We start from the raw sequence: 21,528 nt of genomic DNA, 5'->3' as shown, positions 1-21,528 counted from the left end.
TACCCTCACTGATCCTTGAAAACAGGGATCTTTAGTTGATGATTTAAGAAGTGCCGCGAACGGGACTCGAACCCGTACAGCCATTTCTGGCCAAGGGATTTTAAGTCCCTCGTGTCTACCAATTCCACCATTGCGGCTCCCGGAATCGGGAATGTGAGCGGCAAACGGGACTCGGACCCGCGACCTCGACCTTGGCAAGGTCGCGCTCTACCAACTGAGCTATTGCCGCCTCTCGTCATACCTGAATATCACATAACGATTGCAAAGATAGAGCTAAATCTTTGAAATGCCAAATGAATTGAGGACTTTTTGCTGAGGAATGTGCTTTTAGGGAAACTTGACTTCCTTTCTTTGATGGGGGTAGTCATAATCACCTGCCATCAATATGGTGCATCCGGTTTGTCTGTATGGTACATTCAGATTGTCTGTATGGTGCATCCAGGTTATCTGTATGGTACATCCGGATTACCTGAATGGACGATATGGCAGAGCACCATGCGCCCTTGCAGTGGTTGCTGACGATGACCGTGAAAGAGGATGGTGCCTGTTGAATCAGTTTATTTCAATAAATCTTTTTCAGCCTTCTCAACTTTCTCAAAGTGAAAATCGCTGAGGTTTTTCTTCATAAGAAGCTCTATCTGATCATTACAGAGATTGCCGATGGAGCCCTCGTGAGTGTGGTGGATATGCTTGTCGGGTCTGAAGGTCCCGGCTTCGATTTCCAGTCCTACTTTCTTGTAGGCATCCCGGAACGGCATCCCGCCTGTCGTGAGTCGGTTGACTTCTTCCACGGAGAAGATCGGATCGTACATCGGATCGTCCAGGATATGGGTGTTGACTTCCATCTTGTTAATGATGTAAGCTGTCATCTGCAGACAGTTGATCAGTTCGTCGAATGCTGGCAGAAATACTTCCTTGATCATCTGCAGGTCACGGAAATAGCCGCAAGGAAGGTTGTTCATGATCATCATGATCTGCTGTGGCAGACTCTGGATCTTGTTGCTCTTGGCCCGGATCAGTTCGAAGACATCGGGGTTTTTCTTATGGGGCATGATGCTTGACCCTGTCGTACACTCTTTGGGAAGGTGTATGAAACCGAAGTTCTGACAGTTGAACAGGCAGGCATCATAAGCGAGTTTGGCGAGTGTTCCCGCCACGGTTGCCAGGGAGAAGGATACGTTGCGTTCCATCTTTCCACGGCCCATCTGGGCGTAGATGACATTATAGTCCATGGAGTCAAATCCCAGAAGCCGGGTGGTCATGGAACGGTTGAGAGGGAAACTGCTGCCATAGCCTGCCGCACTGCCCAGGGGGTTGCGGTTAACCATACGGTAGGCGGCCAGCAGATAGAACATATCATCTGCCAGTGATTCGGCGTAAGCGCCGAACCAGAGTCCGAAACTGCTTGGCATGGCTATCTGGAGATGGGTATAGCCTGGCATCAGGACATCCTTGTACTGGTTGCTCTTCTGGATGAGTTCGTCAAATAGTATCTTTACATGGTCCACGACTTCTTTGAGTTCATGCCGGGTAAAGAGTTTCAGGTCAAGCAGGACCTGGTCGTTACGGCTTCGCCCGGAATGAATTTTCTTGCCCGTGTCTCCGAGTTGGCGGGTCAGCATGAGCTCTACCTGTGAGTGGACATCCTCCACGCCCTCTTCGATCTTGAACTCTCCGCGTTCACAGATCCTGTAGATATTCTTGAGCTCAGAGAGGAGCTGGCTGAGTTCGTCTTTTGTCAGAAGACCGATGGATTCCAGCATCGTGATGTGAGCCATGGACCCCAGGACATCATATTTGGCCAGGTACAGGTCCATCTCCCGGTCATGTCCGATTGTAAAGGTTTCTATCTCTTTATTGATTTCATAACCTTTTTCCCAAAGTTTTTTCGCCATAATCGTCTCTCTTTAAATTGATGTTCTCCGGCTTTTCCGCAAACGACTTCCAGGTAAGCCGGGCTCTCTTGTTATACCGTTACGGCCTTGCGGGGGGATCTCGTAAGGCCGTTTTAAATTCTGTTATTGGTTCTCCAGAAACTATGCCAAGGGCTGTCTTGTCAAAAACAGGGAGGTAGTCTTATTCTTCTTCGTAGGGGATAACGGCCAGAGCATCGGCCATTTTCTCCAGGCCTTCTTCTAAAGGTTTCTGGATCATTCCCTTCAGGAAAGGACTGACTTCAGCCTTGACCGTGAGTTTCATCTTACAAGCGTTTTCCTCCTTGGGAAGGAGCTGTATCCAGAAGGTGAGAGGAACCGGACTCTTTACAGTTTCCAACTTAATGGTCTTCGGTTCTTCCCGGCTCACCACTTGCATGGTGACCTGCCCGGCCATGGGGACTTTGAAAGTGATGCTGTCACGGTCAAAAGACACCTCCCCGACCTTATCTGCCGGGATTTTATCTTTGAGCCGTTCCAGATGGCTCAGGTCACTGAGGTTCTTGTAGACAGTCTCTTGTGCGTAGGGTATCTGCTTGACGCTGCTTTCGATCTTTATCATGTTGCTTTCTCGGGATTATCCCTTGAGACAGGGGTGAAAATTGTTTTTATTCTAGTGATCAACAGTTGTGCGGTTATTCCTTCTTCCAGTTTGCCGGATCTTTGCGCCATTTATGCAGGACCTCCACATCGCTGTCGGCAATATAGCCGGTTTCCAGCGCTTCAGCCACGACATGATCATAATCCGTCAACGTATAAAGTTGGACGCCAGCATCCTTGAAGGCTTTCTTCGCTTCCGGGAATCCGTAGGTATAAGAGGCGACCATTCCGATGACTTCACAGCCGTATTTGCGGAGGGCCTCAACAGCCTTGAGGGATGAGCCGCCGGTGGAGACGAGGTCTTCCAGGACCACTACTTTCGTCCCTGGTTTCAGTTCACCTTCAATCAGGTTTTCAAGGCCATGGTTCTTAGGCTTCGAACGGACATAGACGAAGGGCAGGTTGAGCACATCGGAGACAAGAGCTCCCTGGGGGATTGCTCCTGTAGCGACGCCTGCAATGGCTTCAACTTCAGGAAACTGTTCCTGGATGATATGTGCGAATTCGAGTTTGACGAATGTCCTGAGGGTGGGATAAGACAAGGTCTTGCGGTTGTCACAGTAAAAGGGTGACTTCCAGCCGGACGCCCATGTAAAGGGATTGTTGGGCTGTAACTTGATGGCCTTGATCTGAAGAAGTTTTAGTGCAAAAACTTTTTTTAAGTTGTCCATAATAAATGTTAGAAGTGATATAGATTTCCGTACAAAGGTACAATACTTTTCTCAATAAAAGGTCTTGAGAGAGACTAATTTGCATTTTTTGGATGATGACCGTTCCTTTTTAGAATTCGGGAATAGTGCTTTTAACTCTTTGAATATCCTAAGGTCAGAATACTGAATTCCTTCCCTCCGGCTTTCTGGAGTGCCCGGGCACAGGCAGTAAGCGTGGCACCGGTCGTACAGATGTCATCCGTCAGCAGAAGATGACAACCGCGAACCTGCCCGGGATGATGAGCCTGGAACAGTCCTTCTACATTGTCTGCGCGTTCCCACCGGTCCTTCTCGGTCTGGCTGGTGATGAACCGGCTTCGTGTAATGATCTTGTCCCATACGGGGATGCCCGTGCTCTCGCTGATGCCTCTGGCGATTTCATCGCTTTGGTTATAGCCGCGCTGGCGCAGGCGCTTTCGGGCTAAGGGGACGGGTACGATAGCATCTATGCCTTCAAAAAAATGTGAGGGAGCGATCTCCTCAGCAACCATCTTCCCCATGAATTCCCCGAATTCCCGGTGCCCTTGGTATTTCAAGGCATAGATCATGCGTGCTTCCTGGGATCCGCCATGGTGGTAGATCCAGGCAGCGGCACGCTCCACGGGGATCTTCCCCCAGAAAGTCTTTGCCATCTCGTTGTCGTAAGGATGCTGCCACTGATAAGTCCGGGGCAGGGAATAGTTGCAGGAGGAGCAGATCATATCTTCTCCCGGTGCCAGCCGTCCGCCGCAGATGGCGCAGGTTCTTGGTGCGATGAGGCTGAGGATTCTCTCAAGCAGACTGATGGTCATGTGTTTTTTTTCTTGTTGGTGGCTGGTGTTTGTGCCCCGAAGGTTGTGGAGACCCTGTCGATCCGGTCGTCTTCGCCGAAGGTGCTCGATAACCGGTCTTCCTGTCCGTCATCCCCGAAAGTCCCGGAGAGCCGGTCCGGGGTGTCTTCCCGATCGGTGAAAGCGCCGGTTTCTTCGGCGTCCAGGGGGAATGCATCCATCTCCTCTCCTCCCGGGATACATCTCCGGATCACCTCCGCCGTGAATCCGCGGCCGGCAGCAAAGCGGAAGAGTTTCTGGTTCCGTTCATATACCGATCTGGCACGGACGGATTTTATCCTGGCTTCCATCAAGGGCCGGAGGATGCTGAGATAGGTTTCTTCAGGAACGGCATCAAGGACAGGAGTTGAGATCTCCTTGGAAACACCTTTCCTATAAAGAGCCAGCTCGAGTTTGCGCCGTCCCCATTTCGCATAGTGGATCTTGTCATGGATAAAGGCACGGCAGTATCGCTCATCATCGATGAAACCGTCTGAAATGAGTCGTCCGATGACCCGTTTGCGCATGGCCTCAGGCATATCCCATCGTTTCATCTTTTCGTCCATTTCTCCTGAACAGTACTCCGCCGTGGCGCAAAGAGAGGAGAGAATGTTCAATGCCTGTTCTTCTGATTTCTGTCTTGAGGATCTTCTCATAAGTATTTCCATTATTCCGGATAAACCGGGGTATCTTTTTAAATAGATTCATTTACAGGCGGGCCATCAGCATCCTGAGTTTTCCGAAGGTGTCCCTATGGAGGACCGGATGAGGGAAGCCTGCTTCAGAAACCAGCGATTTCATCGCATCTGCATAGAGGGGATTGATCTCGAAACAGAGCATTCCGCCTGGCCGGAGAGCCATTCTGGCATATTCGGTAATTCTCTGGTAGAAGCATAGAGGATGATCATCGGGGACAAAGAGGGCCATACTTGGTTCATAGTCGAGTACGTTCTTCTCCATTTCTGATTGTTCCTTTTCCGTCACGTAAGGAGGATTGCTGACAATGACGTCCCACTGCTGGTTGCCCATGGGAAGGTGGAGGGCGTCCTGGCGGGCGAAGGCCACCTCTGCATGGAGTCTCTGTGCATTCTCCTCAGCGATCTGCAGCGCTTTCTCCGAAAGATCCCAGCCGGTGGCTTGTATATCTCCTTTCAAGGCCAGCGCAAGTGTGATGGCGATGCACCCGCTGCCGGTTCCGATGTCCAGGATACGTCCATGAGGCTTCCGGTGCACGATGAGTTCGCAGAGTTCGGCGGTTTCAGGTCGTGGGATGAGTACTCCCGGAGCTACCCTGAAGGGATGTCCGCAGAAGTCCGCTTGCCCTAAGATGTACTGTACGGGCTCACCTCTCTTGAGTCTCTGCATGATTTTTTCCAGTGTTTGGCACTCTTCTGCTGAAAATTCACTAACTTTGTCACAGAGTAGGTCAGCAAGTGTCAGGCCGAAGCGTACTTCAAGTACGGTGCGGACGATGGCTTTTGCCTCGCCGGCATCATAGAGGGGTGACAGTTCCTGCCAGAGTTGCTGAATGCTGATCATGTTGCAAAATTACTGAAAATATGGAGAAAGACCAAGAAGCTCAGGATGAAAAATTCATGCATCGTTGTCTGCAGCTGGCTGTGAACGGCCGTCAGAACGCAAAACCGAACCCGATGGTGGGAGCCGTGATTGTGAATGCTGCGGGGCGGATTATCGGAGAAGGCTATCATGTGCGTTGTGGCGAGGGGCATGCAGAGGTGAATGCTTTTGCTTCTGTCCGTCCTGAAGATGAACGATTCCTGCCGGAGTCTACGATTTATGTCAGCCTGGAGCCTTGTTCTCATTATGGGCGGACTCCGCCTTGTTGTGACCTGATTATCCGGAAGGGCGTGCGTCGTGTGGTCTGTGGCAGCATCGATCCCTTCGCTAAGGTGCGCGGCCGTGGCGTAAAGAAAATCCGGGCTGCAGGCATTGAGGTTACCGTGGGAGTCCTGGAGAAAGAATGCCGCCATCTTAACCGGCGGTTCATGACTTTCAATACTCTTCACCGGCCTTACATCATTCTGAAATGGGCTCAGAGCGCCAATGGACGGATGGATGATCATTTCAGACCTGTACAACTTTCGAGTGATTTTACCCGGATGCTGGTTCATCAGCTCCGGGCAGAGAATGATACGATTCTCGTAGGTCGTATCACCGATGAGCGCGAGCATCCGCAACTCAATGTCAGGGAGTGGAGCGGTCCGGACCCGGAAAGGATCGTGCTGCGGCACCCGGATACGCCGAAAACAGTCTTGGACCAACTCTATGAGGAGCAGAAGCAGAGTCTGGTCGTTGAAGGAGGTGCGGTAACGCTGAACAGTTTCCTGTCCGCCGGCTTATGGGATGAGATCCGTGTAGAGACGGCCTTGGACTGTGTGATTGATGAGGGGACACGGGCACCACAGCTGCCGGGTGACCTGATGCTGCTGAGTCAGAAAATCTATGATCACCAACTCATCTGTACTTATGAAAGAAGGGAGGAGTATGGCAACGAATAGGTTTACTTCACGGCTGACAGCTTCGGATGACTATAAACGCGAGGTCTTGATCCGGAAGATTGAAGAGGCTGTAGAGAAAATGACGCTGGGAGAACTGGATGCTCTCAGCTATGATATGTTCACGAAGGGATATATTGAGGACCTGTAGACCGAAACCATTCGGATAGTGCAGGAGAAAGGACACGGATCCGACTCTGCCAACGGGTTGATATTGTTTTTAGCAATATCTTGTTTTGCTGCATTTATTTCATCAAATTATTTATTCAGTTTACCGACAATAACAGATAGGTTCACCGAAATAGGGTTGTAGAGTCAGTCTGGATACGCTAACTTTGTACCGATTTTGTAAAGTACAGATACAATGTACTCTGATTGTTTTTTAAATTAATAAATGAAATAAGATGAAAATACATGGTTTGAAAAGTCTGTTTTGGGGCGTTCTTATTGTTTTAGTGGGAGTAATTTACCTCCTGTTCAATTTTGGCGTTCTGCCGGTAGAGTGGAAATCCGTGATACTATCATGGCAGATGCTGTTGATCTTGATAGGAGTTACACAATTCTGCTATCGTCATTACAGTTTAGGGATTGCCACTTTTGTCTTTGGAGCCCTCTTCCTGTTTCCTAAATTAGCACCACTTATAGGATTATCCTATTCCAGTGTTACCTTCCATAATGTGTTCTGGCCTGTTGTGATCATTTTTGTCGGATTGTTGATCATCACCCACCGTTGTCATCATTGTCATGTCCACAGGCAATATCTTAGCGGGTGGCGTGGACACCACGCGCAATATCCTTATCAGGATAGAAAAGACGGCCGTGTGAATTATCATTTGATAATGAATGGTATTGATGAGATCTTCTTGGAGCCAGTTTTCCGTGGAGGAGAAATTAACAATGTGATGGGAGGAATGAAACTGGATCTTCGCAAGACTACTCTTCCTGAAGGAGTGACGACACTTGAGGTTGATGTCATCTGTGGAGGCGTTGATATAATTGTTCCTGAGGATTGGTATGTGGAAGTCGTTGTTGATTCCTTTCTAGGAGGATTCGAAGACAAAAGAGCAGGGAACGGGACCTTTGCCGACCGGAAATTGATAATTAAGGTAAATGCGATTTTAGGCGGAGGTGATATAAGATGTTGAGAAATCCGATATTATATGATTACTATGTTAGGCGGAACTATATATTACTTGATATGATGGCAGGTTTCGCCTATGCTTTCGCTTTCGGATATTCCTCTAAAATGCCGGTTTATCCTATTGCGTCGCCTGCCTGACTCTGTTTTCAGGCTTTGAACTATTCATCGCAGATATTGTATATCCGGAATATTTTGGCGCATTTGTTTCCCAACTTGTCCCTCGTGTCTTTTGCCAGATAACAATATATCTGGCATTTCGCGGGTACTATTTAAGTAATCAACCCGAAAATGTGGGAGAGTCACTTCATGATAGCAATATTGATGAGACGTATGACAGAGACAATGACCATCTTACGCCAGCTCATTATGAGCAAATAGAACGGGTAACGATCAGGGTGGGACAGAAGATAAAGGTTATCCTGGTAGAAAACATCGTATTTTTGAAAGCAGAGGATGATTATGTCTCAATACATACGGAAGAAGGGCACTGGCTTAAAAGTGAGACCATGAAGAGATACGAAACCTGCTTGCCTCAGGATCGGTTTGTCAGGGTTCATCGTTCATACATCGTCAACCTCTCTAAGATACTGAAAATAGAACGATATGGGCAAAAGCAATTGCTGCAACTTTCTGATGGTACCTCTATCCGTGTCAGTGCAACGGGGTATAAGCTGTTGCGTGAAAAACTGGATCTATAGAATAAATAGCTGGCATCGTCCGGTTAATATGTTCACGGAAGAAAGAAGATGTCCGACGACCGTAGCGGTAAATGCATGATTAAAGTGAAGGTGCGGATAGAATCATCATTTTTAGGTATTCTCGATAAAAGATTAATCATGTACCTTTGCCACAACTTAATGTAAGTGACTTATTATTGGATATAGAGATATGGAAAATATTCAGTACAGAAAATTCGGAGAGATCAATCATGATGTTCGGTCTGAAAACATTATCTTATCATCGAAGGATATCGAAATACGTTGGGTGGATATTAGTTTTGATCATGATGAAAGGGTGAAAGTTCATGAAAGGAATAATTTCATGGAGCTTCATTTCCAGTTTAATGGAGTTAGCAAGACCCTTTTTAAAAGCAGAGAGATAATCCTGTCTCCGAATTCTCAGACCGTATTTCATGTTATGGATTTTTCAGGTGAGCACCGGTTGTATAAGGACAACGTTAATCCTTTTTCTTTTCTGGAAATAAAGATGGGGAAAGATGCTGTGAGCAGATTGTTCCCCCGGGGAATGTGGAATGAGCTGGGGACAATGCCGGATGTTTTCGGGAGGAAAGTTGCATGCATCAGTCCGATCAAGCCGATCTCACCACAGATGTTTAGTGTCATTTATGATATATGTCATAATTCCTTCAAAGGGGAGCTGAGAAAATCTTATATCGAAGCTAAGATCATTGAGCTTTTTCTCTTGCAGACGAAGAGTCATTGTCCGGTACAAAAGATTGATTTGAAGAGAGAAGAGCAGAACAAGATCATTGCCGCCAGAGAATATCTTGACAGGAATTATCAAAGGAAAATACGTATCATCGATTTGGCAATGATAGTAGGTACGAATCAGCAGACTTTAAAAAGGGGATTTAGAGAGATGTTTCATACGACAATTTTTGCTTATTATAATGGACTGCGTATGGAAAGGGCAAAATATCTGCTGATGGATAGTGGCAAGAGCATTTCGGAAGTCTCAGATGAGATAGGATATAAGAATCCTCAACATTTGACCGTGGCTTTTAAGAAGAAATTTGGTTTGTCTCCGAAAAATTTCAAATAGGAGTTCTTATGCTACTATAGGTTATTTCTTATAGCGTTGTTTTTATTTCTTTTTACGTTATCGGTTGCCATTGATGTAGCAGTATCTTTGCAACGTAAGAAAAAATAAGAATATTTTATGATGAAACTGCTCAAATTCTCAGCGAGAGAAAGGTACAAATCGGGTAGTGTACTTGTCCTTTTTATGTGTGTTTTTTCGATCGCTTTCCCTCAGGGGGTAAAGCATTATACATTAGACGAACTTGTTCGTAGTGCTTATGTCAATTATCCTTTTGCAAGGCAATTAAGTTTGACGAAGTTGCAGAACTTAGAGTCGGTGAAGAATCTCGGCACCGACTGGCTTCCTCAGGTATCTGTCTCTGGTAAAGGGACCTGCCAGTCAGAGGTTTACTCTTTGAAGATGCCCGAAAGTATCGTTCAGGAATTCGGACTTGATCTGAGCCAGGCCAGGAAGTTACAGTATCAGGGGCAGATGGGGATCTCTCAGTTGATTTATGACGGAGGAATGAGCCGCGTCCGGAAAAAGCAGATGGCCATAGACGGAGAGATTCAATCTGATCAGATAAAATCTTCTATGTTGCAAGTAGAGGAACTGGTCAATACTTTATTCGAGTCCATACTGGTTGACAGGGAACAAATCAAAATCATTCGTTTCCGGCAGAATGATCTGGAACAGAGAAAGAAGGATATTGCCTGTGCCATTCAGAGTGGCGTTTCCCTTCGTACCGATCTTCAGGAAATAGATGCAGATCTTATCCAACTCCGACAGCAGAAAATGGCTTTGTTAATGCAACAATGCCAGTACTGTGTACAATTATCTTCCTATACCCGGCAATCTGTTGATACCACAACCGTACTGGATCTCCCGGAAGTGAAGGATGTGGAAAACAGTAATTATACGAACAGGCCGGACTACAGAGTGTTCGGAGAACAGTTGCAGGGTGCAGATTGTCAATTGAATCAGTTGAGGCGGGAGGCACTTCCCCGAATTTCCTTTTTTGCAAATGGCTATTATGGCCGTCCGGGACTTAATGTCATGAACTATTCGACTCATCTTTCAGGAATCGTTGGCGTTTCGCTGACTTGGAATATTGCTGCTTTATATGATAATGGCCATAAAAAGAAGATGGTCGAACTGAACAGAGAACTTGTAAAAAACAGACAATCTGTTTATGAGTTAAACATGGACAAACAGATTGAGGATTTGAAAATTGATGTCTTAAAGAATAAAGGGCTGATGGATAGTGATAATGACATCGTGAAAATTCGCCTGAACGTGAAAAAAGTTGCAGCCTCTCAACTTAAGAACGGTTCCATAACACTGGCTGATTATCTGATTAAGTTGAATGACATCAGCCGAGCGATGATCGGTCAATCGATTCATAGGATAGAGTTTTCTATGGATATGGCTAAGATGAGGACATTATTGAATAAAAACAATTAGAGAGAGAAACGGAATATGGATAATAAAGGTAAAAAGAAAAAGATCTCCCGGACAGTCATTTATATGGGAGCAATAGCAGGGATCATCGTTCTCGGCCTGGTTTTAAAATTAGGATATGATTCGTGGTGTCACGAATCGACGGATGATGCACAGATTGACGGTAACATCATTCCGCTTCGTACGATGGTGACAGGATATATCAGTCAGGTCCGGTTTACGGATAATCAGAAGGTGAAGAGAGGAGATACCCTGGTAGTTTATGATACAGCCAGTTTGAGTGCGCAGGTCATGGAGGCACGGGCAGCGGTTCTTGCTGCACAGACCGAATTACTGTCTTGCAAGAAACAGGTGTCAGCATCAGAATTCAGTGAAATAGTAGCCGGTCTCAATTCTGGTTCGGTGAAGGAGAATATCACGATGGCAAGGGCCAAAGCATGGCAGGCCCTGAGAGATTATCAGAGAAAAGAAAAGATGAGCAAAAATGGCGCTGCTACCCCGCAGGCTCTCGATGCTGCTAAAGCTGCATGGCAGATTGCTGATGCCCAACTTGCTGCTTCGGAGAAATCATACGAATCTTCTATGGCTCAGGTATCCACGATCCGTTCACAGACCCATGTCCACAGCATTCAGATCAGACAGGCTGTTGCGCATATCAAGCAGGCACAGGCCCAGCTGCTTCAGGCGGAAGATCAATATAGACATGCTTTCATCACTGCTCCATGTGATGGCGTCGTTTCTAAGAAGGTGATAGAGCCCGGTCAGTTTGTCCCGTCAGGGATGGTTTTGGCTTCTATCATTGATCTGTCAGATATCTGGGTTACTGCTAATTTTAAGGAAACACAATTAGGCAGGATGCAACTCGGACAGAGAGCGGTAGTGACCGTTGATGCTTATCCTGGACTGAGATTAAAAGGCAAGGTGCAAAGTTTCTGTGGTGCTACCGGGAACAAGTTCTCGATACTCCCGGCTGAAAACGCAACAGGTAATTTTATTAAAGTAACACAGAGGTTGCCGGTACGTATTCACATCAGCAATTATAGCAGGACAAGACGCCTGCTTCCCGGAATGAGTACAGAGGTGTCCGTAAAAACAAGATGATATGGGCGGAAGAGTGCAGAATATAGAATATCCTTCCGGAATCTTACGGACCATCATCGTTGTCACTTGTATTATCGCATCCATGCTCGAGTTGGTTGATACGACGATTGTCAATGTGTGTCTGCGTCATATTGCCGGAAGTCTGGGCGTTTCGACGACCGATGTCGTATGGGTCTCTACCGCTTATGCCATTTCCAATGTGATCATCATACCTCTTAGTGGAATGCTTTCACAACTGATAGGGGAAAAGAGGTACTTTACTTTCTCGATATTATTGTTTACTTTCTCCTCATTTATGTGTGGTAATTCGACCGAGCTGTGGCAGTTGATTGTCTGGAGAAGCATCCAAGGACTTGGCGGGGGAGCATTGATGGCTCAGTCACAGACCATACTGGTGAGGTCTTTCCCTCCGGAGAAGTTGAATACGGCTACAATGATCTATGGCATCGGGGTGGCAACCGCTCCTGCACTGGGGCCGACATTAGGAGGGCTTATTGCAGACAACTATTCATGGAACTGGATATTCTTTATCAATGTTCCCTTGGGATTGTTGGCGGCAGCAATGTCGTGGGTGGTTGTCTCTGATGAAAAGGATGTAAACCTTAAGAATAATATTGACTGGTGGGGCATCATCTTTCTTGCCGTAGGAGTCGGAAGCCTGCAATATGTCCTGGAGGATGGTAACAAGAACAACTGGTTTGATGATCATACGATTACTCTTTTCAGTATTGTTGCCAGTATGGGTATCCTTGCTTTTATCCTGAGAGAACTGCATGTGAAGTTTCCTGCTGTCAACATTAAATTGCTGAAGAACCGGAATCTGGCATTGGGGATATTCTTTAACGGAGTGATGGGAGCCTTGCTTTATATTGCAATCTATGCTTTCCCTCTGATGGCTCAGATCAATCTGGGATGGACTACGACATTAAGCGGGTTAGCCTTGGTTCCCGGGACATTTATCTCGATTGTCGGAATGGCGATCAGTAAAAAAATGCTGGCAAAAGGGGTCAGCCCGAGAACGTTGATGATCGGTGGATTTATCTGTACTTTCATTTTTGGTTTATGGATGTGTTACCAGTCCCCGGATTCTTCATGGTGGGATCTGTTCTATCCTTTGCTGTTCAGAGGACTTGGAATAGGATTGTTCATGCTTCCTGTGCTCATTATGGCGCTGGAAGGTCTTCGGGGTGCAGATATAGGTCAAGGAACAGGACTTGCTAATATGGCAAAGCAGCAGGGGGGTGCGTTCGGACTGGCCTTAATAGGCACTCATATCAGTAATTCGCAAGCAGTTGACCAGGCCCTGCTCTCTTCACATATCACACTGTATGCGCCCAATTGCACGAATGCCGTCTCCGGCTTGACTCATCTGCTTCAGGGAATGGGCTATGATACCGGCAGTGCCCAGGCTTTATGCTATAAACTGTTGGACTATAGTGTCTTCCAGCAGTCCTCTTTATTGAGTTATCTGTCTTCTTTTCGTGTTCTGGCCATTATCTGTGTTGTCTCTTTACCTCTTATGCTCCTTTTGAGAAAGCATCAGGAGCCCTGATCGTTGCTCCGCCTTGTTCCGGTTATCGTAAAGATACTTTGGACCCATCCTTATCAGATAACCTGAGGTTAAAAACAAGAACATTATTGCCTGATTTTAAGATGATTTTTCTTTTAAATTGTGAAAAATGTTCCAGTTATATGATATTCCTTGATGAAAAGATAGCCTGTTGGATTTTTTTTATTAATTTCGCAATCAGAAATATAATAAGTTCTATGATAACAGGTATTCCTATTCTTTATATGTTGTTTGATCATGGAATCCAGCCTGAAGAAGTTCCGAGTTTTCGCCGCGCAATGGTTCGGTACATGAATAATGATACTAATCCTAAAGCAGATGTTTGTAAGAAAGGTGAATCAGAGAGCCAATATCCGTTGGCACAATACAAGATCCTGTGCGGCCGTCCGGTAATTGTTGCTTTAGGTAATGCGATTCCCAGGGTAGATTCTCTTCTTTCTCGGTCAAGTTTTTCCTCTCTTCTTGGCGTTCGGAAGGTGGATATGAAGATTGAAAAGGTTGAATGTCATCAGTATCAGCCTCGCATACAAGCCTCCCCCCGGCATTATTCCATGAACCATTATGTGTTCTCGGATCATGATTCGGGAAACGGGGAAGGAGCATTGTTGCCCTTAAAAGATCAGACCCATTATATCGAAGGTCTTTTGAAGAAAGATATTCTCACTTTCTTTAAGAGTATTGGCTATCATGGAGAGAAAGAACTGAAGATTATCATTACAGATAAAGTTTTTCCGGAACGAATTAACTATAAAGGTGAAATCGTCCAGGTTCTTGATTTCCACTTTATTTCAAATATACTTTTGCCGGATGGTATCGGATTGGGGAAACATTCTGATATAGGTTTTGGAACCATCATCATGGACTTGTCTACAAAACCTTATTAGTCTGCAATATGAGAGGGAAGAGCCTTAGAATATTTTATAAAGTAGTTAACAGAAAAAATCTATTTCTTCTTTCTTCCGAAATCAGCCGGACATTCGCCCCATTGTGAGGTTTCCCACTTGAGAATCGGTACATGGACCGGATGTGCATGCAACCATTGTTCCGCGCGGTTAATGATCCCATACAATGGAGCAGTACCCGCATTTCGTACAAGTTTGGTCTTGCATTGCTTTTTCTGTACCCACAGGATTGCATTGTAGCTGTCAGAATAGATTACCTTATCCTGAATATGACGCTGATCCATGAGTGCCAAGGCATGGACGATAGCGAGGAATTCTCCGATATTGTTCGTGCCTTTTACGGGTCCGAAATGAAACACACGCTCTCCCGTAGCCAGGTCAATGCACTGATATTCCATCGGTCCCGGGTTGCCGGAACAAGCTGCATCCACCGCCCATGCGTTTGCCTTTACCGCCATAGGTAAAGGCAAGACCGTATCGTGACGGTAATCAGGGGGATTGACCGGTTCTTTTTTCTGTGCTATCATCTTATGAACTATTCTCTTCAATTTAGTGGAAGGGCATCGTGGAATTACATTCTTTCCGGCACTTCGATCCCCAGGAGGCTCATCGCATTTTTGATGACTCTGGACACGTTCTCTGCGATGACCAGACGAGTGATCTTCTCCGCCTCATTCTCTGCATTCAGGATACTATAGTCATGATAGAACTGATTGAAATCCTTGGTCAGTTCATAGGCGTAGTTAGCGATCACGGCAGGGTTATAGTTATTCCCTGCTTCCTGTACCGTTGCTGAAAAGTCATTCATCTTCTGGATGAGTTGGACCTCCTTTTCATTGATAGGCGCATTCTCCGGGAGTCGGGCAGGAATCTGGATGTCCTGTTCGGCAGCTTTCCGCATGATGCTGCGGATACGGGCGTATGTATATTGGATAAAAGGACCAGTATTACCGTTGAAATCGATGGATTCTGCCGGATTGAAGAGCATGTCCTTACGAGCATCCACTTTCAGTATAAAGTATTTCAATGCTCCCAGGCCCACGATACGAGCTACTTCATTCTTTTCCTTTTCCGTCATATCCTTGAATTTCCCGAGTTCATCGGAAGTCTCCCGTGCCTGTCTGATCATTTCAGCGATCAATTCGTCAGCATCCACGACCGTTCCCTCACGGCTCTTCATCCTGCCGTTAGGCAGATTGACCATCCCGTAAGAGAAGTGCACCAGATCTTTGCCCCATTTGAATCCGAGTTTATCGAGGATAATGGAAAGTACCTGAAAGTGGTAATTCTGCTCATTGCCGACAACATAGATCATCTTGTCGATAGGATAATCATGGAAGCGCATCTCAGCCGTCCCGATGTCCTGAGTCATGTAGACGGAAGTGCCGTCCTTCCGGAGCAGTAATTTCTGATCGAGCCCCTCCGGAGTCAGGTCACACCAGACACTATTATCCTCTTTCCGGTAGAAAAGGCCTTTTTTCAAACCCTCCAGGACCTTGCGTTTCCCTTCAATATAGGTATTTGATTCGTAATAGATCTTGTCAAAGTTTACTCCTAAAGCCTTGTATGTCTGGTCAAAGCCTGCGTAGACCCATGAGTTCAGTTTCTTCCACAGCGCACGGACATCCGGGTCATTGTCTTCCCAGCGTACGAGCAGGTGGTGAGCCTCCTGGATGAGCGGAGCTTCATTTTTGGCTTTTTCTTCAGCTTTCTCCTCATCGAGCCCCTTTCTGACATATTCAGCCTTCAGCTCTTCCCATTGAGCCTTATAGTGCTGCTCGAAGGCCACATAGCAGTCGCCGATGAGATGGTCTCCCTTCTTGCCTGTAGATTCCGGGGTCTCTCCATTAAACCATCTCTTCCACGCGATCATCGACTTGCAGATATGGATACCGCGGTCATTGACAATATTGGTCTTGATAACCTTCTTACCTGTGGCAGCCAGGATCTGAGAGAGAGCCCAGCCCAGCAGGTTATTGCGGACATGGCCCAGATGTAATGGCTTGTTCGTGTTAGGCGATGAATATTCCACCATATAGAGCGGAGCATCCTTAGCGGGAGCCGTCTTGCCGAATTCCGGGTCAGCATGAATATCATTAAGCAGTCCTACCCAGGCGGAGGGAGCAATATTGAGGTTCAGGAATCCCTTCACCACATTATATCCCGCTATGGCCTTGCAGTCTTTCAGCAGGTATTCTCCGATTGCCCTGCCTGTATCTTCCGGTTTCTGATGAGAGATTCTGAGCAAAGGGAAAACCACAAGCGTGAGGTTACCTTCGAAATTACTTTTCGTCTTCTGAACCTGGATCATCTTGCCAGGTATTTCCTGCCCGTATAATTCCTTTACGGCACGGACAGCCGAGTTACTGATTTGGTCTTCGATTTTCATACCGGTATGTTTTTTTATTAATATCGCTGAAGTTCAACCGGCTGTACGGGTCCTATGGGATCCAGTCATAGCAATGACCCTCCCGTTGAACAAGGCACGAGTGAGGATTCTGTGACACGGGCCGGTTGCAGTTGCAAAGTTACTGAAAATAATCGGAAAGTCCACGAGACGAGAGGAAAAATCCCGAATGATCTGTCGTTTGTCCTTGTGTCTTCTCTTTGCTTCCCATGGCTATTAATCTCATCAGGTAATGCCTTTTTTTATCAAAAAGCACTATCTTTGCAATAGACTATGGCAGAGCGGAAGATCATACATATTGATATGGATGCTTTTTTTGCAAGCATTGAGCAGCGGGATCGTCCAGAATTGAAAGGACTTCCTGTGGCGGTAGGGCATGACAGTGTACGCGGTGTTGTGGCCACAGCAAGTTATGAAGCACGGAAATACGGGGTTCATTCAGCTATGTCTATGGTGACGGCAAAACGCCTGTGTCCGGATTTGGTCATTGTAGAAGGGCGCCGGGATTATTATGTCCAGGTCTCCGATGAGATCCGGGGAATCTTCCACGAATATACAGATCTGATCGAACCGATTTCCATCGATGAGGCTTTTTTAGATGTTACGGTGAATAAGAAAGGCCTTGTGCTGGCTGATGATATAGCCAAGGCTATCAAGAAAGAGATCAAGGAGAAGTTGAACCTGACAGCTTCTGCAGGAGTATCCTATAATAAATTCCTGGCAAAGATTGCCTCCGATTACCGGAAGCCAGACGGGCTTTGTACGATTCATCCTGCAAAAGCGCTCGATTTCATTGCTCAGTTGCCGGTAGAGAAATTCTGGGGCGTGGGGTCAAGAACGGCACAGGTCATGCACGATATGGGTATTTTTACCGGTTCCCAGCTCCGGGCCTGCTCACAGAAGCACCTCAATGATGTTTTCGGAAAGGCCGGCACCGTGTTCTATCATTTTGCCAGAGGCATAGATGACCGTCCTGTGATCACTCATCGTGAGAGGAAATCCGTGGGTTGTGAGCGAACGTTCCCCGAAAATATCAGTTTGAAATCGACCGTGATCATCGAACTCTATCATACGGTACTGGAGCTTCAGGACCGTCTGGAGAAAAGTAAGTTTGAAGGTCGTACGTTAACACTGAAGATTAAATATGGCGATTTCACCCAGATGACGCGGAGTCTGACTCAGGGGAAGATCCTCAGGACAAAGGATGATATTCTGCCATTAGCCAAGAGTCTGCTCCACCAACTCCATTATGATGTCATGCACCCCATCCGTCTCATGGGACTTTCAGTGTCAAGGGCAGGGGATCATGAGAGTAAAAGACCCGAATGGAAAGAATTGGATATTGTTTTTGATGACTGAAAGATTCTTTTATTGAAGACGATCCGGCTATAAAGAAACGAAGAGATCTGGAAGAAACAACAATAAGAATGGGAGAGCATAAAGAAATATCAAGTGGAAGTCAGAGTGACGCAAGAGAGACACTCTGGAACAGTAATTATATCAAGGTTCTGGCAGCCAATACGATGATGTATTTTGCCTTTTACCTTCTGGCTCCATTGCTGCCCATTTACCTGAGCGAGCGGTTTGGGGCGACAAAGGACATCATCGGAATTGTACTCTCCGGTTATACCGTGGCAGCCTTGGTCATTCGTCCGTTCAGTGGTTATGTCGTTGACAGTTTCAACCGGAAGAAAGTACTGATGATCTGTGTCTTCACCTTTGCCGCCTGTTTTGCCGGTTATCTTGTAGCCGGCACCTTGCTGATGTTCGGCATCGTGAGAACCCTCCATGGAGGTCCCTTTGGGGCTGCTACCGTAGCGAACAGTACCGCAGCGATTGACGTGCTGCCTTCATCCCGGCGTACCGAAGGCCTCGGCTATTACGGTCTGAGTAATAACCTGGCCATGGCATTGGCCCCTTCTGCCGGTATCTATATCTATCAAGCCTGCCACGATTTCACCGTTCTTTTCTGGATCGCCCTGGCCGTTGCGCTCCTCGGATTTTTCATTGATGCTTCCGTCAAGATACCTGTCAGGGAGATTGTCCGGAGGAAAGGCCGGATCTCTCTGGACCGTTTTTTCCTGACACGAGCATGGCTGCTTGCGGTTAATATAGCGCTGTTTGGCTTCTGTTTCGGGGTGTTGAGTAATTACTTAGCCATTTACTCGAAGGAAGTCATGGGGATAACCAGTGGGACCGGGACCTATTTTGCCCTTCTTTCGATAGGACTTTTCAGCTCCCGTCTTCAGGGGGCAAAGGCACTGCGTCAAGGAAGGGTCACCCATAATGCAGCCTATGGGATGTGTATTGCCCTTGCCGGGTATCTCCTTTTTGTGGCCTGCCCGAACCAGGCCGGCTATTATCTCTCCGCCTGTCTGATCGGTCTGGGCAATGGTCACATGTATCCAGCTTTCCTGAACATGTTCGTAGCTACAGCCCGTCATGACCAGCGAGGCACTGCCAATTCCTCCATCCTTACTTCCTGGGATCTAGGCTTTGGCATAGGGATATTGCTGGGTGGTGTCATATCCCAGTTTTTCGGTTATACGGCCGCTTTCTGGATGGTCGCAGCCGACAATGCAGTCGGAGTATTGCTCTTCTTTCTGGCGACGAGGAGATTTTTCCTCAGAAGGAAACTGGGGACGATCTGTTAGCCGGGTTGAAAAGTACGTCGGCAAAATATAGAAACAAGGTGAAGCTATTCCTTCAATTTAACCATTTATGCATTACGTCTCATCTCTGCATTTTTCAGAGGCAATCTTTTCTTCAGATGATGGTAGAGCCAGGCGAAGGCAGGGATGAGGAACAGGTCAGCCATACACCAGGCTACAGGGTCACCATAACATACTCCCAGGAATTTCAGTGCTGGCACCAGCCAGATGCTTACCCCACAACGGGCGATCATCTCCATGACTCCGCTCATCATCGAAAGGTTCGAATAGCCCAGTCCCTGGATAGAGTATCGCAGGATGGTCAGGATACCCAGCGCCGGGTAGAAATAATTGGCTATTCTCATGAACAGGGCAGCATTGGTGACGACTGCCGTCTCACCGGATTTGACGAAGAGACTCATCATGTCATCTGCAAAGGGGTAGATGATAAGGATAGTGAAGACGAAATAAACCAGCATGATCTTGATAGCAGAGCGGACTCCCAGGGCGACCCGGCGGAGATCACGGGCTCCGATATTCTGTCCGCAGTAAGTAGCCATGGCTACGCCTATATTTTCAAAGACACAAGTAAACAGGTATTTGATACGCATGGAGGCCGTGAAAGCTGCCACGTAAACAGTGCCCAAAGCGTTGTTGGCACTTTGCAGCATGATGATGCCGATACCGGTGATGGAAAACTGGAGCCCCATCGGTACGCCATTGTTGAGGAGGATGCTGATCCGTTTGTTGTCATATTGTTTTTCTTTCCCTTTAGGGATAAGGATATGCAACTTCCTCCTGATGTAAATCCAGCAGAGCAGTCCGGCAAAAGCCTGGGAAATCATCGTGGCAAGGCCAGCTCCCGCTACTCCTAGATCCAGCAGGATAATGAGGATGATGTCCAGGAAAATATTCAGAAAAGAGGATAGGATCAGAAAGTAGAACGGTTGTTTCGAATTGCCAAGAGAGCGGATGAACCCGGAGAAGAGATTATAGGAGAATATAAACGGGATAGCCAGGAGTTGAAGCAAGAGGAACACGTAAGCATCATGGAATATTTCCCCTGGAGTATTTACAATCTTCAGGAGTTTGCCGCAGAAGATACAGGCCAAGAAAGTGATGACAATGACAAAGATGATACCGATACGGATGGCATTACTCACATAAGATCTCATCTTGGAATAGTCCTTTGCGCCGAATGACTGGGCGATGGGGATGGCAAAGCCTGCACAGCAGCCGTTGCAGAAGCCCAGTATCAGGAACATGATAGAGGATGAGGCTCCTACGGCAGCAAGTGCGTTTACACCGATCCACCTGCCGACGATAGCTGCATCGATGATCAAGTACATCTGCTGGAGAATATATCCGACGATGAGAGGTACAGCAAATTTAAGGATTCCCCGTGTAGGAGAACCCACAGTCATATCATTTGTATTTGCCATGTTTTTATCCGTTGAGAGCCATAAGGAACAGCTCCGGCTGTAATTTGTTTTTGAAGATACCTTACTTTTGCTTATCCTGGGACAGGAGTTGATCCGCCCGCATAACTGCGAACAGGGTCCGGGCGTCTCAATTTTCCTGTAACTGTCGGATATGAGCCAGTTTCTGCTGCCTGCTCATGGAGTATGTGTCACTCCGCTGGTCAACATAGTCTAGAAGTTTAAAAGCCTTGTCCAGCAACAGGTCACGCAGAGGCTTGCTGCCCATGAGATCGCCCTCGTCATACCAGAGTTCGGCCAGCATTTCCAGTCGTTCGATACGTTCCTCCTCTTTCCAGTTATCCTGTGCATACGTGAGAGCCTCGTCCAAGGACATATTTCTCAGGAGTTCGTATTTACCCACATACCGACGGTAAAGTTCCTTGAGCATGGCATCCTTTTCCTTTCCTTCATTTTTCTCAAGAAAGGCCTGGACAGCAGCTTCGAATTCTCGGAGTACTCTTATAAAATAGTCTCGTTCTAGCAT

22 protein-coding genes and 2 tRNA genes are annotated in these 21,528 nt (G+C 46.9%); 12 read left to right on the top strand and 12 right to left on the bottom strand.

Features of this window, described 5'->3' with window-relative positions:
- Window positions 1–51: 51 nt before the first annotated feature.
- Window positions 52–137 (bottom strand) — tRNA-Leu (locus ACYRYG_RS05465).
- A 19-nt stretch (window positions 138–156) separates the two neighbouring features.
- A tRNA-Gly gene (locus ACYRYG_RS05460) sits at window positions 157–229 on the bottom strand.
- 125 nt (window positions 230–354) lie between these two features.
- Between ACYRYG_RS05460 and ACYRYG_RS05455 the strand changes: the two genes are divergently transcribed.
- On the top strand, window positions 355–519 hold the full coding sequence (locus ACYRYG_RS05455) for a hypothetical protein (protein WP_293424510.1): 165 nt from the start codon (window positions 355–357) through the stop codon (window positions 517–519).
- Window positions 520–557: 38 nt separating this feature from the next.
- On the opposite strand, the gene argH is transcribed toward ACYRYG_RS05455, so the two are convergent.
- The 6 genes from argH to prmC form a co-directional block, all read right to left on the bottom strand.
- Entirely contained in the window at window positions 558–1,895 is a 1,338-nt protein-coding gene (gene argH, locus ACYRYG_RS05450; RefSeq protein WP_293418361.1) for an argininosuccinate lyase, read from the bottom strand.
- Between the two features lie 181 nt (window positions 1,896–2,076).
- Window positions 2,077–2,496 (bottom strand): SRPBCC family protein, encoded by a 420-nt coding sequence (locus tag ACYRYG_RS05445; RefSeq protein WP_293443504.1) that lies wholly within the window; start codon window positions 2,494–2,496, stop codon window positions 2,077–2,079.
- A gap of 73 nt (window positions 2,497–2,569) precedes the next feature.
- Window positions 2,570–3,205, bottom strand: a complete 636-nt coding sequence (gene pyrE / locus ACYRYG_RS05440) for an orotate phosphoribosyltransferase (RefSeq protein ID WP_293418357.1) — start codon at window positions 3,203–3,205, stop codon at window positions 2,570–2,572.
- Between the two features lie 131 nt (window positions 3,206–3,336).
- The gene (locus ACYRYG_RS05435; RefSeq protein WP_293418355.1) at window positions 3,337–4,035 is read right to left on the bottom strand and encodes a ComF family protein; all 699 of its coding nucleotides are present in this window, start codon (window positions 4,033–4,035) and stop codon (window positions 3,337–3,339) included.
- Window positions 4,032–4,709 carry a regulatory protein RecX gene (locus ACYRYG_RS05430; protein ID WP_293418353.1) on the bottom strand — a complete coding sequence of 226 codons (678 nt, stop codon included), beginning with the start codon at window positions 4,707–4,709 and terminating at the stop codon, window positions 4,032–4,034. Before ACYRYG_RS05430 ends, ACYRYG_RS05435 begins: the two co-directional genes overlap by 4 nt.
- Before the next feature lie 52 nt (window positions 4,710–4,761).
- On the bottom strand, window positions 4,762–5,592 hold the full coding sequence (prmC, locus tag ACYRYG_RS05425) for a peptide chain release factor N(5)-glutamine methyltransferase (RefSeq protein ID WP_293418351.1): 831 nt from the start codon (window positions 5,590–5,592) through the stop codon (window positions 4,762–4,764).
- Between the two features lie 20 nt (window positions 5,593–5,612).
- Between prmC and ribD the strand changes: the two genes are divergently transcribed.
- The 9 genes from ribD (at window position 5,613) to ACYRYG_RS05380 (ending at window position 14,487) form a co-directional block, all read left to right on the top strand.
- Entirely contained in the window at window positions 5,613–6,572 is a 960-nt protein-coding gene (gene ribD, locus ACYRYG_RS05420) for a bifunctional diaminohydroxyphosphoribosylaminopyrimidine deaminase/5-amino-6-(5-phosphoribosylamino)uracil reductase RibD (protein WP_293443500.1), read from the top strand.
- Entirely contained in the window at window positions 6,559–6,720 is a 162-nt protein-coding gene (locus ACYRYG_RS05415; protein WP_293418347.1) for a hypothetical protein, read from the top strand. Before ribD ends, ACYRYG_RS05415 begins: the two co-directional genes overlap by 14 nt.
- Window positions 6,721–6,973: 253 nt before the next feature.
- Window positions 6,974–7,714, top strand: coding sequence for a LiaF transmembrane domain-containing protein (locus ACYRYG_RS05410; RefSeq protein WP_293418345.1), 741 nt, complete (start codon window positions 6,974–6,976; stop codon window positions 7,712–7,714).
- A 286-nt stretch (window positions 7,715–8,000) separates the two neighbouring features.
- Window positions 8,001–8,408 carry a LytR/AlgR family response regulator transcription factor gene (locus tag ACYRYG_RS05405; protein ID WP_460197804.1) on the top strand — a complete coding sequence of 136 codons (408 nt, stop codon included), beginning with the start codon at window positions 8,001–8,003 and terminating at the stop codon, window positions 8,406–8,408.
- A 190-nt stretch (window positions 8,409–8,598) separates the two neighbouring features.
- Window positions 8,599–9,492, top strand: coding sequence for a helix-turn-helix domain-containing protein (locus ACYRYG_RS05400; RefSeq protein WP_460197803.1), 894 nt, complete (start codon window positions 8,599–8,601; stop codon window positions 9,490–9,492).
- 120 nt (window positions 9,493–9,612) lie between these two features.
- Window positions 9,613–10,935, top strand: a complete 1,323-nt coding sequence (locus ACYRYG_RS05395) for a TolC family protein (protein WP_294076802.1) — start codon at window positions 9,613–9,615, stop codon at window positions 10,933–10,935.
- 15 nt (window positions 10,936–10,950) lie between these two features.
- On the top strand, window positions 10,951–12,033 hold the full coding sequence (locus ACYRYG_RS05390) for an HlyD family secretion protein (RefSeq protein WP_460197802.1): 1,083 nt from the start codon (window positions 10,951–10,953) through the stop codon (window positions 12,031–12,033).
- A 1-nt stretch (window position 12,034) separates the two neighbouring features.
- On the top strand, window positions 12,035–13,585 hold the full coding sequence (locus ACYRYG_RS05385; protein ID WP_293418335.1) for a DHA2 family efflux MFS transporter permease subunit: 1,551 nt from the start codon (window positions 12,035–12,037) through the stop codon (window positions 13,583–13,585).
- Window positions 13,586–13,800: 215 nt separating this feature from the next.
- Window positions 13,801–14,487 carry a CRISPR-associated endonuclease Cas6 gene (locus ACYRYG_RS05380; protein ID WP_460197801.1) on the top strand — a complete coding sequence of 229 codons (687 nt, stop codon included), beginning with the start codon at window positions 13,801–13,803 and terminating at the stop codon, window positions 14,485–14,487.
- 59 nt (window positions 14,488–14,546) lie between these two features.
- Here ACYRYG_RS05380 and ACYRYG_RS05375 read toward each other — a convergent pair whose 3' ends face one another.
- Window positions 14,547–15,032, bottom strand: coding sequence for an RNase H family protein (locus ACYRYG_RS05375; RefSeq protein WP_293417769.1), 486 nt, complete (start codon window positions 15,030–15,032; stop codon window positions 14,547–14,549).
- 44 nt (window positions 15,033–15,076) lie between these two features.
- Window positions 15,077–16,894 carry an arginine--tRNA ligase gene (gene argS / locus ACYRYG_RS05370; RefSeq protein WP_293417766.1) on the bottom strand — a complete coding sequence of 606 codons (1,818 nt, stop codon included), beginning with the start codon at window positions 16,892–16,894 and terminating at the stop codon, window positions 15,077–15,079.
- Between the two features lie 291 nt (window positions 16,895–17,185).
- Here argS and dinB point away from each other — a divergent pair, with 291 nt between their 5' ends.
- Window positions 17,186–18,271: a DNA polymerase IV gene (dinB, locus tag ACYRYG_RS05365; RefSeq protein ID WP_460197800.1), complete on the top strand. Its 1,086-nt coding sequence runs from the start codon at window positions 17,186–17,188 to the stop codon at window positions 18,269–18,271.
- A 68-nt stretch (window positions 18,272–18,339) separates the two neighbouring features.
- Window positions 18,340–19,566, top strand: coding sequence for an MFS transporter (locus ACYRYG_RS05360; RefSeq protein ID WP_293417760.1), 1,227 nt, complete (start codon window positions 18,340–18,342; stop codon window positions 19,564–19,566).
- Between the two features lie 65 nt (window positions 19,567–19,631).
- On the opposite strand, the gene ACYRYG_RS05355 is transcribed toward ACYRYG_RS05360, so the two are convergent.
- Both ACYRYG_RS05355 and ACYRYG_RS05350 read right to left on the bottom strand, forming a co-directional pair.
- The gene (locus ACYRYG_RS05355) at window positions 19,632–21,005 is read right to left on the bottom strand and encodes an MATE family efflux transporter (protein ID WP_293417757.1); all 1,374 of its coding nucleotides are present in this window, start codon (window positions 21,003–21,005) and stop codon (window positions 19,632–19,634) included.
- Between the two features lie 127 nt (window positions 21,006–21,132).
- The gene (locus ACYRYG_RS05350) at window positions 21,133–21,528 is read right to left on the bottom strand and encodes a hypothetical protein (RefSeq protein WP_293417754.1); all 396 of its coding nucleotides are present in this window, start codon (window positions 21,526–21,528) and stop codon (window positions 21,133–21,135) included.

Source organism: Segatella asaccharophila (assembly GCF_054687055.1).
Note: the sequence above shows the minus strand (reverse complement) of the source record. Positions and strands in the feature narration are given on the sequence as shown.

What these genes read in the sequence shown, in the direction of transcription:
- ACYRYG_RS05455 (WP_293424510.1), top strand. Translation starts at nt 355, where the DNA reads ATGGGGGTAGTCATAATCACCTGCCATCAATATGGTGCATCCGGTTTG.
- argH (WP_293418361.1), bottom strand. Translation starts at nt 1,895, where the DNA reads ATGGCGAAAAAACTTTGGGAAAAAGGTTATGAAATCAATAAAGAGATA.
- ACYRYG_RS05445 (WP_293443504.1), bottom strand. Translation starts at nt 2,496, where the DNA reads ATGATAAAGATCGAAAGCAGCGTCAAGCAGATACCCTACGCACAAGAG.
- pyrE (WP_293418357.1), bottom strand. Translation starts at nt 3,205, where the DNA reads ATGGACAACTTAAAAAAAGTTTTTGCACTAAAACTTCTTCAGATCAAG.
- ACYRYG_RS05435 (WP_293418355.1), bottom strand. Translation starts at nt 4,035, where the DNA reads ATGACCATCAGTCTGCTTGAGAGAATCCTCAGCCTCATCGCACCAAGA.
- ACYRYG_RS05430 (WP_293418353.1), bottom strand. Translation starts at nt 4,709, where the DNA reads ATGAGAAGATCCTCAAGACAGAAATCAGAAGAACAGGCATTGAACATT.
- prmC (WP_293418351.1), bottom strand. Translation starts at nt 5,592, where the DNA reads ATGATCAGCATTCAGCAACTCTGGCAGGAACTGTCACCCCTCTATGAT.
- ribD (WP_293443500.1), top strand. Translation starts at nt 5,613, where the DNA reads ATGGAGAAAGACCAAGAAGCTCAGGATGAAAAATTCATGCATCGTTGT.
- ACYRYG_RS05415 (WP_293418347.1), top strand. Translation starts at nt 6,559, where the DNA reads ATGGCAACGAATAGGTTTACTTCACGGCTGACAGCTTCGGATGACTAT.
- ACYRYG_RS05410 (WP_293418345.1), top strand. Translation starts at nt 6,974, where the DNA reads ATGAAAATACATGGTTTGAAAAGTCTGTTTTGGGGCGTTCTTATTGTT.
- ACYRYG_RS05400 (WP_460197803.1), top strand. Translation starts at nt 8,599, where the DNA reads ATGGAAAATATTCAGTACAGAAAATTCGGAGAGATCAATCATGATGTT.
- ACYRYG_RS05395 (WP_294076802.1), top strand. Translation starts at nt 9,613, where the DNA reads ATGAAACTGCTCAAATTCTCAGCGAGAGAAAGGTACAAATCGGGTAGT.
- ACYRYG_RS05390 (WP_460197802.1), top strand. Translation starts at nt 10,951, where the DNA reads ATGGATAATAAAGGTAAAAAGAAAAAGATCTCCCGGACAGTCATTTAT.
- ACYRYG_RS05385 (WP_293418335.1), top strand. Translation starts at nt 12,035, where the DNA reads ATGGGCGGAAGAGTGCAGAATATAGAATATCCTTCCGGAATCTTACGG.
- ACYRYG_RS05380 (WP_460197801.1), top strand. Translation starts at nt 13,801, where the DNA reads ATGATAACAGGTATTCCTATTCTTTATATGTTGTTTGATCATGGAATC.
- ACYRYG_RS05375 (WP_293417769.1), bottom strand. Translation starts at nt 15,032, where the DNA reads ATGATAGCACAGAAAAAAGAACCGGTCAATCCCCCTGATTACCGTCAC.
- argS (WP_293417766.1), bottom strand. Translation starts at nt 16,894, where the DNA reads ATGAAAATCGAAGACCAAATCAGTAACTCGGCTGTCCGTGCCGTAAAG.
- dinB (WP_460197800.1), top strand. Translation starts at nt 17,186, where the DNA reads ATGGCAGAGCGGAAGATCATACATATTGATATGGATGCTTTTTTTGCA.
- ACYRYG_RS05360 (WP_293417760.1), top strand. Translation starts at nt 18,340, where the DNA reads ATGGGAGAGCATAAAGAAATATCAAGTGGAAGTCAGAGTGACGCAAGA.
- ACYRYG_RS05355 (WP_293417757.1), bottom strand. Translation starts at nt 21,005, where the DNA reads ATGGCAAATACAAATGATATGACTGTGGGTTCTCCTACACGGGGAATC.
- ACYRYG_RS05350 (WP_293417754.1), bottom strand. Translation starts at nt 21,528, where the DNA reads ATGCTAGAACGAGACTATTTTATAAGAGTACTCCGAGAATTCGAAGCT.